The 14,652-nt window shown below is 63.6% G+C and carries 8 protein-coding genes; 3 read left to right on the forward strand and 5 right to left on the reverse strand.

Translation table 11 applies throughout. From position 1 onward, the window contains the following. Nucleotides 1–508 precede the first annotated feature (508 nt). The 4 genes from GTZ97_RS14510 to GTZ97_RS14525 all read right to left on the reverse strand — a co-directional run bounded on the left by GTZ97_RS14510 (nt 509) and on the right by GTZ97_RS14525 (nt 4,484). Nucleotides 509–862: a hypothetical protein gene (locus tag GTZ97_RS14510; RefSeq protein WP_161651363.1), complete on the reverse strand. Its 354-nt coding sequence runs from the start codon at nt 860–862 to the stop codon at nt 509–511. Nucleotides 863–907: 45 nt separating this feature from the next. Beyond that, nucleotides 908–1,768, reverse strand: a complete 861-nt coding sequence (locus tag GTZ97_RS14515) for a hypothetical protein (RefSeq protein ID WP_161651364.1) — start codon at nt 1,766–1,768, stop codon at nt 908–910. A 97-nt stretch (nt 1,769–1,865) separates the two neighbouring features. Then, nucleotides 1,866–2,861 carry a phage exclusion protein Lit family protein gene (locus GTZ97_RS14520; RefSeq protein WP_161651365.1) on the reverse strand — a complete coding sequence of 332 codons (996 nt, stop codon included), beginning with the start codon at nt 2,859–2,861 and terminating at the stop codon, nt 1,866–1,868. A gap of 1,170 nt (nt 2,862–4,031) precedes the next feature. Continuing rightward, nucleotides 4,032–4,484 (reverse strand): hypothetical protein, encoded by a 453-nt coding sequence (locus GTZ97_RS14525; protein ID WP_161651366.1) that lies wholly within the window; start codon nt 4,482–4,484, stop codon nt 4,032–4,034. A 302-nt stretch (nt 4,485–4,786) separates the two neighbouring features. Here GTZ97_RS14525 and rimO point away from each other — a divergent pair, with 302 nt between their 5' ends. Together rimO and GTZ97_RS14535 are read left to right on the forward strand one after the other, a co-directional pair. Further along, a complete protein-coding gene (gene rimO / locus GTZ97_RS14530) occupies nt 4,787–6,202 on the forward strand; it encodes a 30S ribosomal protein S12 methylthiotransferase RimO (protein WP_161651367.1) in 1,416 nt (471 codons plus the stop codon). A 1-nt stretch (nt 6,203) separates the two neighbouring features. Beyond that, complete coding sequence (locus GTZ97_RS14535) at nt 6,204–7,412, forward strand: PLP-dependent transferase (RefSeq protein ID WP_161651368.1); 1,209 nt, start codon at nt 6,204–6,206, stop codon at nt 7,410–7,412. A gap of 7 nt (nt 7,413–7,419) precedes the next feature. Here GTZ97_RS14535 and GTZ97_RS14540 read toward each other — a convergent pair whose 3' ends face one another. Further along, entirely contained in the window at nt 7,420–8,316 is an 897-nt protein-coding gene (locus GTZ97_RS14540) for a metal-dependent hydrolase (protein WP_161651369.1), read from the reverse strand. Nucleotides 8,317–8,492: 176 nt separating this feature from the next. On the opposite strand from GTZ97_RS14540, the gene GTZ97_RS14545 reads away from it, so the two are divergent. Continuing rightward, the gene (locus GTZ97_RS14545; protein ID WP_161651370.1) at nt 8,493–14,615 is read left to right on the forward strand and encodes an alpha-2-macroglobulin family protein; all 6,123 of its coding nucleotides are present in this window, start codon (nt 8,493–8,495) and stop codon (nt 14,613–14,615) included. Nucleotides 14,616–14,652 lie beyond the last annotated feature (37 nt).

Genomic DNA, 14,652 nt, shown 5'->3' on the forward strand with positions numbered 1-14,652 from the left:
GCGGTCCGCGTCACGCAGCACCGCAACCATTTGCTCTTCGGTGAATCGACTCTTTCTCATGGGCTCCTCGCAGGATGGGAGCCATCTTCCCAGGAATCACTGGAGCGAAGAAACCGGGCAGGTCAGCAACATCATGCACACAGCCTTATCTCTTGCGCCAATGACTTCCTCCTGAGTGAGTGGGGCACCCTTCTGCTTCTCAAGATTCAATAGCAAGGCGCTCAGAGCCGGAATCGGAACAGGAATCAGATCTTCGGATGCGCTCGAATCCACTGATTGTGGTTTTGATCGGCCAAGAAGTTTTGAGAGAAACGACATAGGTTTTTTCGTGAGGCCTAACGCCAAGGTTAACCGGCGCCGGAGCGCGAAGCGCGTAGGGCACCAACACTGGCCATAAAAATGCCGAAGGCATGGCCAGTGTTGGCGTCCGCGTTGAACCGACAGTTAGGCTGGGGCGCGAAGTGGAAGGGCGTAATCACTGCCATGGCTTGAGTTAATGTGTAGTTGGCTATTCGTCTTCGTCGGTGCAAGAGCTATCGGATGCGCGAGCGACGTATGCCTCCGCCTGGACCTCTTTGAGGAAGTCGATCAACTTCGTTACGTCGTCAGGGTGCACCGTGATGACGACGTCATCCTCGTGATGCTTTACCTGCTTGAGGCATACATGCCCCTTGGCGCCTACGTATACTTCGATTTCGAGTCGCTCTTCAATAATTCGCTTCATTTCGATAGCACTTGTTGATTCGAGGGTGTATGCGGCATCCAGCGCTGTGTTTTCGGAGAGCCTAACGCCCAGGTTAACCGGTGCCGGAGCGCGAAGCGCGGAGGGCACCAACACTGGCCATGAAAATGCCGAAGGCATGGCCAGTGTTGGCGTCCGCGTTGAACCGACAGTTAGCCCTGTGGATTAAAGCTCCTCTTGTTCCAACAATGCACGGGTACGGTGCAGTCGTTCCATGAGATTCCTAAAATAGCGATGCTCTTGCTCTTCCCTGCACTCCATAAGTGCCATCTCTGCATCACGCATAAGCATGTGTAGCTCTTCAATGCGAGCACCGAGAGGTTGTCGTTTATTGGATTTGAGCTTTTCCAAAGCGCTACTGATTCGCTCAAACTCAATGGCGGCAAGGCTGTTTGCCCGCAAGCCATTCCGGCTCTCATACAATGAGACCTCTACCATTTTTCTGATGTCGCGCATCTCCGCTTGCATTATCTCCATGGCAAAGTGCTCTTTGCCACCTTTAAGTTCAGGTATCCGGGCGGGGGAGTCCAGTGCAAGAAGTTTGACGATTGAATTTACGTTTCCTTGATCGCCATCTGCGGTGACGGTTGCTTTGATAGCCTCACTGAGCTCTTCTTGGCTGCGAAGGACCTCGTGATACTTCATGTCTTTAGAGTACTCAAGGTATCGAAGTGGAGCGATATCGAAGATACGAGGCGTTCCCTTTTCTTGGATCAACACAACTGGCTTATCAAACGCTTGGCGGATGCCTAGCTCAAATAGAACGTTTGGGTTTCTCGTGCTCAGATCGCATATGGCTATAGGCGCCTCGATGAGCTTCCTCAGAATGTCCAGATGAATAAGGTTTGACGCCTTGACTTCGTCTGCTCGGGTGGCTTTATAGCTAGCAGCCTCACAGCCCGGAACGATTATGTTGTCGTAGACCTGTTTGAAGTGGCCAGGCGGATAGCCATCGACATCGGCGATGGGCATGATGGTAAAGCATTCAGGCTTTGCTGCAGGCTTTTCGATCTTTTTATCGGTCATGTTTCTCTCTGTCGATGTAGGGGGCTAACGTGGAGGTGAGCGGCCTGCGCGGCTTTTCGCGCAGGTCCGCTCGACTGCCGGGTTAGCCTTCTGTTGATTACTCTGTAGCAACGACACGGTGTTGAAAATCCCGAATCTTAGTTTCTTTGATTACGTCATCGACATACACCATACCCATCGCAACTTTTGCGGTCTCCAACGGAGTCTGTGCGCCAAGAAGTCCCATGCGACGACCTGCGTCGGACATAAACAACGTTACACGAGGAAACAAGGTATCTAACTCCTGCGGCTTAAATCGCTTTAGGAATGTGCCAATGCCGGTCAGGACAACGTATTGGCGCTCGTTGGGAAGCGGATGACGCTTCCCCATCCGCTGCGTGAGTTGCTGGAATAGAACGAAGACTGAGGTAATCGCATACGTATAGAACTCATACGCGGCTACTCGGCTCGGGAAGGTGATATCAACACCTCGGCCGGTTGGTCCAAGCGCACCTTCAAAAAAGGCCAGTAGCCACTCTCCAGCCTGACGATCAGCCTCTGCCTCCAAGCCCCGAGAGATTCTGAGTTGTTCCGGGGTGAGAACGTAGCCGGAGCTACCAAATTCATCCACCGCGCTGCCGGTAGTTTTGTTGAAGTAGTCGCAGTGCCCGAGAACAATGTGAGCAAGTTCGTGCAGCAATATGTAGTAGGTCGCTATGTAAAAGGAGAAGTCAGCAAGGCGTTCTTTGCGAGATGGAGTCCCCTCTCTCTTGAGAACTTTGCACTGACCGACCCAGCTAAAATACTCGTAGTCCGTCAGTACGAAGCGCGACGCCAACCAAAGGCGATAGGAGAGCCCAGCGGAGAGAACTATGCGGTACGAAGAACCAAGGACAATTGGTTCCGCAAATGCCTCGATGTTGTTCGGGTCACTGGCCTTCACAAAGAGGTCAATTGAGACGGGAATTCCCATCCGTCCGCTGATGCGCAACTTACGCAAGATTTGCTCGAAATGTGCAGAAATACCCGCAAGAATCGGATCGAAGTGCTCAAAAAAATGCTGGTCGTAGCCGGGGCCTCCGATGTAGATGACGGGGTTCTTCTTTGGCGCCATATGCGAAGTACGTAGAGGTATTGGAAGAAGGCTAACGCCCTGGTTAACCGGCACCGGAAGCCGAAGGCTGGAGGGTACCAACATAGGCCATCAAAATCGCGAAGCGATGGCCTATGTTGGTGTCCGCGTTGAACCCCCAGTTAGGCTGGGGAGCGCAGTGGAAGGCCGTTTTGGCTGATATGGCCCGCATTTTTGGGCGTTGCAATAGGTCATTTAACCAAAGTTGGGTTTACCTGTACAGCGAGCGTTCGTACATGCAGTTCGGGCAAAACACGCCGTCATTGAGGGCCTTTCCGTGGCAGCCTGCTGATATGCAATTTTTTTCTGAAGTGCCGCCGTGTTTCTGTGCAAGATGATTCACTCTCGCAATAGTGTCGTCGTACGATTTCCAGTTGGCATCGCTGTCGATCTTAATAAAGAGGGCATCCCAGCTCAGTTGACGTAATCCACTCTTCGTTTGAGCGTCGATTTGCCATAGCTGTCCACATGAGGTGCAGCGCATTAGGTGGCTCAAGTAGTAGTTGCCGAGTTCGGGGTTCAATTGAATCGGTGTTCGATTCTCCAACTCTTCGAGACGCCGTAGCGGGAGCTTCTTGGTATCTCGATCTAGTACGGGCGGAAGCTCTGCGCAAGGGCAAGTTTTTTTAGCGGTCATTTTTGCGCTGTGTTGAGAAAGGCCTAACGCCCAAGTTAAGCGGCGCCGGAGCCCGATAGGGCGGAGGGTACCAACACTGGCCATGAAAATGGCGAAGCCATGGCCAGTGTTGGCGTCCGCTTGAACGCCCAGTTAGGCGCTGAGTGTGGGTGCATGGGCATGCCTAGTTGCCTGGAGGGGCAGGCTCTATTGTGAGCCGCCTGATGCCTGCAATGCTGATCAATAGAACGCTGAGACCCGCTAGAACATAACTGTGTCGAGCAAGTATGAGAACTGACGCCATGACTGCTGAGGCGAGCATGGCTGCCTGCGTCAATTTGACTTGTATAGGGCGCTGGCAAGAACTGCATGGCACCGGGTGCTTGAGCAGGATCTTTGCGCTCACATCATTGCCGCAGTGCGGGCATTTGTATGTCGGTAGAAGTCGCATGAAGACAGGCGCCTAACGCCCACGTTAACAGGCGGCTGCCAGCGAAGCTGGTAGACGTCCTGTTGAACAACCAGTTAGGCCACGTTTAGAGGTAGTCAAAGTAGCGAGTCCACCAAGTAAAACCAGGCTCAAGAGGCTCATTTAGACCATCGTAGAGCCCTTGCAGGGCAGTCTCAGGTACATATTGATAACCGTGCTCCGCCAGCAGACGTTGCGCCTCAACAATGCTATATTGCTCGATTGCGCTTCCGTGGATGGTGTACAGCTTGGCAAACCAAGAGAAGCGAAAGCAAATTGCATAGGCGAAGACTCTTGTACCACTGTCTGACGGTTGTTGGACGAGAACGCCAAGATCTGCGAAGAAGGATGCGTCTTGGACTTGCTTGTCCAGCTCCAAACGAGTGCCAAGCGAAGCTTCTAGCGATGGATGCAAAGCCTCCAACTCGGTGATGGAACCTTGCCAATCAGCGTCGGGCGGATGTTCCCAAGCGCCCTTAACGTCGCAGGACAACAGAAGTGCGTGTTGCTCGGTGTTCATTTGAAGAGGCCTAACGCGATATAGACATCAATCCAGCCGCATATCCGCGACGGATACCTGCCGCACACCGGCCAAAGAGACGGATAACCTGCGCAACCATCCCGGCGGCAAGTCCTTGTTGGGCAACGCTTTTTGATGCCTGGCACGTCAGTCCTCCCAGATTCGCCGTCGCTGCGCGCGCGGCGTTCCGCTTGTTATGCCGTCAGCATAGCGCCTGGCGGCCTCTTGCAACACGCTTTCAGGTGTCTTTCAGGAGGGCCGCGTCGCCCCGGCGCCCCCGATTTGCCGGACAATCTGGCCCCATGAGTTCCGACAACGTCACCGCCCCCACCGCCAACGCCCCGAAAATCGGCTTTGTCAGCCTTGGATGTCCGAAAGCCCTAACGGATAGCGAGCTGATCCTCACCCAGCTGCGTGCCGAAGGCTACGAAACCAGCAAGACCTTCGCCGGGGCCGATCTGGTCATCGTCAACACCTGCGGCTTCATTGACGACGCGGTCAAAGAAAGCCTCGACACCATTGGTGAGGCCCTGGCCGAGAACGGCAAGGTGATCGTGACTGGCTGCCTGGGCGCCAAGGCCGGGGCCGGCGAGGGCAGCAACCTCGTGAAGGATGTACACCCCAGCGTGCTGGCCGTGACCGGCCCCCATGCCACGCAAGAGGTGATGGATGCCGTGCACCTGCATGTGCCCAAGCCGCACGACCCCTTCATTGACCTGGTGCCTGAGGCGCGCGCGGAATTTCGAGGGGCCGCCGGCATCAAGCTCACGCCCAAGCATTACGCTTATCTGAAGATCTCTGAGGGCTGCAACCACCGCTGTAGCTTCTGCATCATCCCGAGCATGCGCGGCGATCTGGTGTCGCGCCCGATCGGCGATGTCTTGAGCGAGGCCAAGGCGCTGTTTGAATCGGGTGTCAAAGAGCTGCTCATCATCAGCCAGGACACCAGCGCCTACGGGGTCGATGTGAAGTACCGCACCGGCTTCTGGGACGGCAAGCCCGTCAAGACGCGCATGCTGGATCTGGTAGCCAAGATTGGCGAGATGGCGCAGGCCCATGGCGCGTGGGTGCGGCTGCACTACGTCTACCCCTATCCGCACGTGGACGAGGTGATCCCGCTGATGGCCGAAGGCCTGGTGTTGCCTTATCTGGATGTGCCTTTCCAGCATGCTCACCCGGATGTGCTCAAGCGCATGAAGCGCCCGGCCAACGGCGAGAAGAACCTCGACCGCCTGCGCCGCTGGCGTGAGCTGTGCCCCGAGATCGTGGTGCGCTCGACCTTCATCGCCGGCTTCCCGGGCGAGACGGAAGAAGAGTTCCAGTATCTGCTCGATTTCATGAAAGAAGCCGAGATCGACCGCGCGGGCTGTTTTGCTTATTCGCCGATCGAGGGCGCGCCGGCCAACGAGCTGCCGGGCGCCTTGCCCGATGCCGTGCGCGAGGAGCGCCGCGCCCGCTTCATGGAAGTGACCGAGGCGGTGTCGGTTGCCAAGCTGCAGCGCCGCGTGGGCGCGATCATGCAGGTCTTGGTTGACAGCGCGCCCGCGCTGGGCCGCAAGGGTGGGGTGGGGCGCACGTATGCGGATGCGCCCGAGATCGACGGCACCGTGCGCCTGCTGCCGCCCGAGAAGGCCAGCAAGACGCTGAAGGTGGGCGAGTTCACGCGCGCGCGCATCGTGGCGGTGGAAGGCCACGATCTGATTGGCCTGCCGATCTGATATGTCGCAAGACAAGCTCACCCAGCTGATCCACCACCCCTATCGCGCGCCGGCCGGTTTCGAGGCGGTGCAGCCGGGGGTGCACAAGGCGTCGACCGTGATCTTTGAGAACACGGCGGCGCTGCACAAGCGGCAGTGGAAGGACAAGAGCGGCTACACCTACGGCCTGCACGGCACGCCCACCACCTTCACGCTCGAAGAGCGCCTGGCCACGCTGGAAGGCGGCAGGCAGACGCTGCTGACGCCTTCGGGCCTGGCGGCCATCACGCTGGTGGACATGGCGCTGCTGCGCACGGGCGATGAGGTGCTGATCCCGGACAACGCCTATGGCCCGGGCAAGGATTTCGCGCGGGGGGAGCTGGCCCATTGGGGCATCGGCCATCGTTTCTATGACCCGATGGACCCGGCTTCGCTGCAGGCGGCGCTGTCTGAGCGTTCGCGGCTGGTGTGGCTGGAGGCGGCCGGGTCGGTGACGCTGGAGTTTCCTGACCTCAGCGGCCTGCTGCAGGTGGCGCGTCAGCACCCCGGCCTGGTCGTGGCGATGGACAACACCTGGGGCGCGGGGCTGGCGTTTGATACCTTCGAGTTGGGCGTGCCAGGCCCGGAGGGTTCGGACACCCGGGGGGTGGACGTCTCCATCCACGCGCTGACCAAGTACCCATCGGGCGGGGGCGATGTGTTGATGGGCGCCGTGACCACGCGCAACGAGGCGCTGCACCACCGGCTCAAGCTGACGCACATGCGGCTGGGCCTGGGGGTGGGCGCCAACGACGCCGAGGCGATCCTGCGCGGGCTACCCAGCATGGGTGTGCGCTACCAGGCGCACGACGCGGCCACGAGGCGGATCGCGCAGTGGCTGCAGGGCCGGCCCGAGGTGAGCCAGGTGCTGCACCCGGCGCTGGCCGATTCACCCGGCCATGCCCATTGGGCACAGCATTGCACCGCTGCGGGCGGGCTGGTGTCGATGGTGTTTGACGCCAGCCGCCATGCGCCCGAGCGGGTGCACGCCATGGTCGATGCGCTGCGCCTGTTCAAGATCGGTTATTCGTGGGGCGGGCCGGTGAGCCTCGTCGTGCCTTACGAACTCAAGGGCATGCGCCAGATGGGCGCGCTGGCTGGGCGCGAGGGCACGGTGGTGCGGCTGGCCATCGGGCTGGAATCGCCCGATGACCTGATCGCCGACCTGACGCAGGCCTTCAGCCAGCTCTGACGGGCTCTCAGCGCCCGGCGGCGTGCAGCGCGTTGCCGGCCGCGATCGCGTCGCCCGTGGCCTCGTAGGTTTCCAGCCATTTGCCGTAGCTGGGCATCTCTTTGACCTTCCAGGGGTGGAAGCGGGGCTTGTAGTAGGCGAAGTAGTAGCCCAGCGTGGGCGGGAACAGCCCGCCGGGCTTGTAGAACCACCACAAGCCCTTGGCCCAGAGCTTGAGCCGCTCGGTGAAGCCGAAGCCATCGACCTTGAACATGTGGTTCATGATGCTGGCCACCGTCAGCGGGAAGCCGATGCTCACAATCATCATCGACAACACGCGCCGGAAGTACGACACCTTGGCCACCTTGGTGAGCACGTCATAGGCCACAGCCTTGTGCTCGACTTCTTCGATGGCGTGCCAGGCGTACATGGCGCGCACGCGCGGGTCGCTGGTCTCCAGCAGCTCGCGGCGTTCGAAGAAGCAGGTGCACATCATCGCCGTGAGGTGTTCCAGCGCGGCCGTGGCCGCCAGGCGCTGGTAGCGGCTGGTGAAGCGGGGCAGCCGTTCGAAGAAGTGCTGCTCCAGCGCGCGGTTGATGTAGTCGATGTCCACGCCCTGGGCTGCCAGCCGGTCGTTGAACTGGCGGTGAACCATGCTGTGCTGCGCTTCCTGGCGGGTGAAGTCGCGCACTTCCTTTTGCAGTTGCGGGTCTTTCACGTCGTCGCGGAACTCGCGCACGCTGGTGATGAAGAACTTCTCGCCCTGAGGAAAGAGCGTCGACATGGCGTCGAAGAAGCGCGTCTTGAACGCGTCGTTGTCCATCCAGTAGCGGGGGATGTCGCCGTCCAGGCCGAAGTCAAGGTGCTCACGGGGCACGATGGGCACGTGGTCCTCATGGCGGGGGGCGTAAGCGGTGGCAGACATGCGGGCCTCCTTCTCGATGGTGGGTTGCCGACGGGCGCAATATAGGGGCGATTGGCGTGCCCGGGGGCATGTCACTCCCCCTTTCAGGGTATGAGGTGCGACAGCGCCAAAACCATGCCGGCGGCTAGACTTTGCGGGTCAGACGGGCGAGGGCGCCCCATGCAGAGAGGACGACGATGTGGCCTGGTAGGAAGGCAGGGCGCGCAGCCGCCTGGATGGTGGGCTTGCTGTTGATGCAGGGCGCCGGGGCGGTCGGAGTGCGGCAGGCGTCGCCACAGGGCGTGGTGGGGCAGGTGCGTCAGGTGAGCGTGTCCTTCACGCAGCCCGTCATCCCGCTGGGCGAGCTTCGAGGCAGCGCGCCGTTTGACGTGCGGTGCCAGGGGCCGGCGCCCAAAGGGCAGGGCCGCTGGGCCAACGAGCGCACCTGGGTCTATGACTTCGAATCCGATCTGCCGCCGGGCGTGCGCTGCGAGGTGGTGCCGCGCGCGGGCTGGAAGCCGCCCTTGCCGGCGGCCGGCACGCTGCAGGCATCGGCGTTTCGGTTTCAGACAGGCGGCCCGGCCGTGCGATGGGTGGAGCCGGCCGAGGGCGAGGGCCCGATCGACGAAGCCCAGGCTTTCTTGCTGCAGTTGACGGGCGAGCCCGATCTGGTCACCGTCGCGGCGCGGGCGCATTGTCTGGTGGAGGGCATCGGCGAGCGCATGCCAGTCAGGCTGATACAGGGGGCCGAGCGCGAGGCCGTGCTCAAGGCGCGCAACCTGTCGGGACAGCGGGCGGCCCAGGCCGTGGTGCTGAGCTGCCAGCGGCCTTTGCCGGCCGGCGCCGAGGTGAAGCTGGTCTGGGGCGCAGGTGTGGCCGCCAAGGGCTTGCCCACGGGCGTGACCACCACGGCTCAGAGCTATGGCTACACGGTGCGCCCGGCCTTCACGGCCGAGTTCAGCTGCGAGCGCGAGCGTGCCAACCGGCCTTGTCTGCCTGTGCGGCCGATGAGCCTGCGGTTTTCGGCGCCGGTGCCGCGTGAGTTGGCGCAGCAGATCCGCCTGCAGCCCGACGAGGGACCGGCCAGCAAGGGGCGCCTGTTGCATGAGTCGCAAGAGACCCCCAAGGGCGAGCTGGTGGATGAGGTGCGGTTCGAGCCGCCCTTGAAGGCCTCGGCCGGCTACCGCGTTACCCTGCCGGCCGGGCTGGTGGACGAGACCGGGCGGCCCTTGACCAACGCGGGCAGCTTTCCGCTCAAGGTCGTCACCGGCGTCATGCCGCCGCTGGCCAAGTTTGCGGCGGCGCCCTTTGGCGTGATCGAGCTGCATGCCGAGCCCGGTCAGCCCCCGGTGCTGCCGGTCACGGTGCGCCAGGTGGAGCAGGCCATCCCGGTGCGCAGCAAGACATTGACCTCGGCGCAGGACATCCTCGACTGGCTGGCCCGTGTGCGTCGGTATCACGAATCGCAGGTGACAGCCCGCGAGGCCGGTTTGCCCGCTGCACAGTGGAAGGAATGGGTCGAGGTGGAGGATGCGCGGGGCCGAAAGCGCAAGATCCAGCAAGACCGCTGGATTGCCACGCGCGAGCTGTCGCTGTTGTCGGGCGAAGGCGGGGTCAAGCCGTTACAGCTGCCCCGCAGTGATCCGAAAGACCCGCGTCCGTTCGAGGTGGTGGGCATCCCGCTGGGCGGCCCCGGCTATCACGTGATCGAGTTGGCCTCGCCGCGTCTGGGCGAGGCGTTGCTGCCGCAAGCTGGGCCGATGTATGTGCGCACGGGGGTGCTGGCCACCAACCTGTCGGTCCACTTCAAGCATGGGCGCGAAAACGCACTGGTGTGGGTGACCAGCCTTGACAAAGGGCAGCCCGTGGCGGGTGCCGAGGTGGCGGTGCATGACTGCGCCGGCACGCGGCTGTGGCAGGGGCGGACCGATGCGAAAGGCCTGGCGCAGGTGGATGCAGCGCTGACCAGCAACCGCCAGGGATGCGCCTTGCATGATGGCCTGTTGGTTCTGGCCCGCAAACCGCTGGCTGACGGGCCGTTCAAGGGACAGACGGACGTGTCCTTTGTCTTCAGCGGCTGGCAGAAGGGCATCGAGCCCTGGCGGTTCCAGCATCCGACCCAGTCGCCTGAGGCTTACTGGGGCCACGACGGTGTGCGCGCCCATACGGTGTTCGACCGCAGCCTGTTCCGCGCGGGCGAGACGGTGTCGATGAAGCACTTTCTGCGCTTCGAGCAACGCCATGGCCTGACCGGCTTGCCCAAGGCGCAATGGCCGGATACGGTCAAGATCGTCCACCAGGGATCGGACACAGAGTACCGATTGCCGCTGGCCTGGCGCGACCCGCTTCATGCGTTGTCGACCTGGCCAATCCCGGAAGACGCGAAGCTGGGGCGCTACGAGGTGAGCTTCGAGGGGCCGGCCATCCGCCAGCGGCCCGACGCCGAGGTGGAGGGTGGGCAGGGCGAGCGCCGCAGTTGGGCGGCCGGCAGCTTCCGGGTCGAGGCGTTCCGTGTGCCGCTGGTGGAGGCGCGCTTGACGGGGCCCAAGGGGGCACAGGTGGCGCCCCGCAGCCTGCCTTTGTCGGTACAGATGCGCTACCTCGCTGGCGGGGCCATGCAGCAGGCAGCCGGGCAGGTGACCGCCGTATGGCGTGAGCGCACGCCGCGCTTCGCGGATTACGACGGTTTCAGCTTCAGCCCGCCGCGCGAGTGGCAAACCGGATCGCGCACGGGCGGCGGCGCCGATGGTGCGGGCGAGGACGGGGACGATGGTGAGATGGAGGCCTCAGACGGGGCAGACCGCGTGCTGGCGCGGGCGGTGGGGGTGCTGACCGACCGCGAAGGCCAGGCCCGTGTGACCTTGGACAAGCTGCCCGACTGGCGCAAGCACGGACGCCCGGGAGAGGTGCAGGCCGAGTTGACTTTCACCGATCCCAATGGCGAGGTGCAGACGGTGGCCACCCGCGTGCCGGTGTGGCCCAGCGAGGTGGTGCTGGGCGTGGCCAGCAGCCGTTGGGCCGGCAGCGGCAGCGACGCGGGCCAGGCGCGCTTCAGGGTGGTGGCGCTCGATACCGCCGGCAAGCCGCTGCGCGGCCAGCGCGTGAAGGTCAGTGCGCGGATGGTTCAACATTACAGCCACCGCAAGCGCATCGTGGGCGGTTTCTATGCCTATGACAACCGCACCGAGGTGAAAGACCTCGGCACGGTGTGCGAAGGCCAGACGGATGCAAGGGGCCTGCTGCTCTGCGAGACCCGCTTCGACGAAGCCGGAGAGGTGGAGCTGATCGCCCAGGCCCAGGACAGCCAGAAGCGCGCAGCACAGGCTGCAACCAGCATCTGGGTGACCCGCCAGGGTGAGGTGTGGTTCAGCCAGGACAACGACGACCGGATGGATGTGCTGCCCGAGAAGCCTGGCTACGAGCCGGGAGAGACGGCGCGCCTGCAAGTGCGCATGCCCTTCCGTGAGGCCACGGTGCTGGTGTCGGTCGAGCGGGAAGGGGTGATCGACACCCGCGTGATGACCTTGAGGGGCGATGATCCCGTGATTGCCTTACCCATACCGAAGTCGCAGCGTGGCGCGGACGGCGAGCTTCGGAGCTGGGCGCCCAATGTGTACGTGAGCGTGATGGCGCTGCGCGGACGCATCCGCGAGGTGCCGTGGTACAGCTTCTTCACATGGGGGTGGCGCTCGCCGGTGGAGTGGGCTCGGGCCTTCTGGTACGAAGGGCGCAGCTACCAGGCTCCCACCGCGCTGGTGGACCTGTCTCGCCCCGCTTACAAGCTCGGCGTGGCGGCCTTGCGCATCGGGCGTGCGGAGCACGCGCTGAAGGTCGAGGTCATGCCCGAGAAAGCCGTCTATGGCATCCGCGAGACCGCACGCACCCGCATCCGCGTGACGCACGATGGCAAGCCGGTCACCGGCTCGATCGCCTTTGCGGCCGTCGATGAGGGGCTGTTGGCCCTGTCGCCCAACCGGTCATGGAACCTGCTGGATGCCATGCTTCAGGAGCGCGCCTGGGGCGTGGAGACTAGCACCGCGCAGAGCGAGGTCGTGGGGCGCCGGCACTATGGCCGCAAGGCCGTGGCGCCCGGCGGCGGGGGCGGAGGCAGCGCCACGCGCGAACTGCTCGACACCTTGTTGCTGTGGCAGGGCGATGTGGCGCTGGACGCGCGCGGCGAAGCGGTTGTCTCGGTGCCGATCAACGATGCCTTGACCCGCTTCCGGCTGGTGGCGGTTGCGGCATCGGGTCTGCAGCGCTTTGGCACAGGGCAGGCCGAGATTCGCGTCACGCAGGATCTGCAGGTGCTGCCTGGCCTGCCGCCGCTGGTGCGCGAGGGCGACCGGTTCGAGGCCATCCTGACGGTGCGCAACACCACCTCGCGGGCGCTGACGGTGCAGGTGGGGCTGCGCGGCGAAGCCGAGGCCACGGCCGATGCGACGCTGGCAACGGCCACGATCAACCTTCCCACGCGCCAGATCACGGTGGCGCCGGAAGGCGCGCAGGAGGTGCGCTGGCCGGTGGACGTGCCACTGGGCGCACAGCGTCTGGCATGGGTGGCCAGCGCGGCCACCAGTGCGGCCACCAGCGCGGATGGCGGCGGCAAGCCCTTGCGCGATCAGGTCCGGGCTGCGCAGGTGGTGGAGGCCGCCGTGCCCGTGCGCGTCTGGCAGGCGACCTTGGTGCAGGCGCCTGGTGGCGAAACCACGGGCCCGCAAACGCTGCTGGCCGTGGCGCCGCCGGGCGATGCCGTGCTCGACAAGGTGGGCGGCACCTCGCGGCCGCGCGGGGGGCTGCGGGTCAGCCTGCATGCCAGTCTGGCTGGCGCCATGCCGGGCGTGCGCCGTTACTTCGACACCTATCCGTTTGCCTGCCTGGAGCAGAAGGTGGCCAAGGGCCTCGGCCTCGCCTTGCTCACGGGCGACGCGGCCTTGTGGAACACGGTTGTGGGGCAGTTGCCGTCCTATCTGGACGAAGACGGCCTGGCTGCCTATTTCCCGCCCTCGGAGGGCGCCGGTGCGGTCGGATCGGATTATCTGACCGCACATCTGCTCAGCGTGGCCCACCAGGCCGGTCGGGCGTTGCCACCCCAGGCGCGCGAGGCCATGCTGGCGGGGCTGGCCGCGTTCGTGCGCGGGGAACTGGGCCGCGATGTATGGGCGCCTTCGGGCCTCGGCCGCGGCCAGGTCAACGACGCAAGGCGTCTGGCAGCCATCGAGGCCTTGGCCCGCTACGGCCGGGCCGAGGCGCGCTGGCTCGATACCGTTCAGATCACGCCCCAGGTCTGGCCGACCTCGGCGTTGCTGAACTGGATGGGCATTCTTCAGCGCGTCTCGGATGTGCCGCAGCGGGCGCAGCGCCTGGCTGAGGCCGAGCAACTGTTGCGCGCCCGGCTGATGCAGGGTGGCACCACGCTCAGCTTTGCGAACGAGCAGGACGACTTCTGGTGGTGGATGATGGAGTCGCCCGATGCCAACGCCGTGCGCCTGATCCTGGCGGTGCTGGACCGTCCCGACTGGCGTGATGACCTGCCCCGCCTGGTGCAGGGGGCACTGGCTCGGCAGCGGCAGGGCGCGTGGCTGACGACCCATGCCAACCTGTGGGGCGTGCTGGCCGTGCAGGGCTTTGCGCGACGCTTTGAAGCCGCGCCCGTTACGGGACGCAGCGTGATCCGCCTGGGCGAGACAAGCCGCGAGGTGAACTGGTCGCCCGAGCCAGGCCCATCCGGTGTTCAGGCGGCGCTGCCCTGGCCAGTGACGGGGCAGCCCAAGGCGGCGCCTGCTCCCGCGGCACTGACCTGGCAGCATCGCGGCACCGGCCGGCCGTGGGCGGCCGTGCAGACCTTGGCCGCCGTACCCCTGAAGGCGCCGCTTCAGGCTGGTTATGCGGTGCGCAAGACCATCACGCCGGTGGACGCGGCGGGCGAGCCGGTCAACGCCAGGCCACCGTATGCGCGGGGCACCATCCTGCGCGTGACACTGGAGCTCAATGCCCAGGCCGACATGAGCTGGGTGGCCTTGCAGGATCCGGTGCCGGGTGGAGCCACCGTGCTGGGCAGCGGGCTGGGCCGCGACAGCGCGCTGGCCACACAAGGCGAACGCCGAGCCGAGGAGGGCGCAGGGCCCATCTATGTCGAGCGCAGTTTCTCGGCCTACCGGGCCTATTTCGACTTCCTGCCCAAGGGGCGGCATGTGCTGAGCTACTCGGTGCGGCTGAACAACCCAGGGCGGTTCGCGTTGCCGCCCACGCGCGTGGAAGCCATGTACGCGCCTGAGACCTTTGGCGAGTTGCCCAATGGCAGTGTGGAGGTGGCGCCTTGATCTGGGCCGGCCTTCGCCACCGCCTTGCCTGTCGCCA

The sequence above is a fragment of the Aquabacterium fontiphilum genome, from assembly GCF_009909205.1.
Taxonomy (GTDB): domain Bacteria; phylum Pseudomonadota; class Gammaproteobacteria; order Burkholderiales; family Burkholderiaceae_C; genus Aquabacterium; species Aquabacterium fontiphilum.

Excerpts from the sequence above, each read along its gene's own strand:
- rimO (WP_161651367.1), top strand. The coding sequence starts at position 4,787 with ATGAGTTCCGACAACGTCACCGCCCCCACCGCCAACGCCCCGAAAATC.
- GTZ97_RS14510 (WP_161651363.1), bottom strand. The coding sequence starts at position 862 with ATGCCTTCGGCATTTTCATGGCCAGTGTTGGTGCCCTCCGCGCTTCGC.
- GTZ97_RS14540 (WP_161651369.1), bottom strand. The coding sequence starts at position 8,316 with ATGTCTGCCACCGCTTACGCCCCCCGCCATGAGGACCACGTGCCCATC.
- GTZ97_RS14515 (WP_161651364.1), bottom strand. The coding sequence starts at position 1,768 with ATGACCGATAAAAAGATCGAAAAGCCTGCAGCAAAGCCTGAATGCTTT.
- GTZ97_RS14525 (WP_161651366.1), bottom strand. The coding sequence starts at position 4,484 with ATGAACACCGAGCAACACGCACTTCTGTTGTCCTGCGACGTTAAGGGC.
- GTZ97_RS14545 (WP_161651370.1), top strand. The coding sequence starts at position 8,493 with ATGTGGCCTGGTAGGAAGGCAGGGCGCGCAGCCGCCTGGATGGTGGGC.
- GTZ97_RS14535 (WP_161651368.1), top strand. The coding sequence starts at position 6,204 with ATGTCGCAAGACAAGCTCACCCAGCTGATCCACCACCCCTATCGCGCG.
- GTZ97_RS14520 (WP_161651365.1), bottom strand. The coding sequence starts at position 2,861 with ATGGCGCCAAAGAAGAACCCCGTCATCTACATCGGAGGCCCCGGCTAC.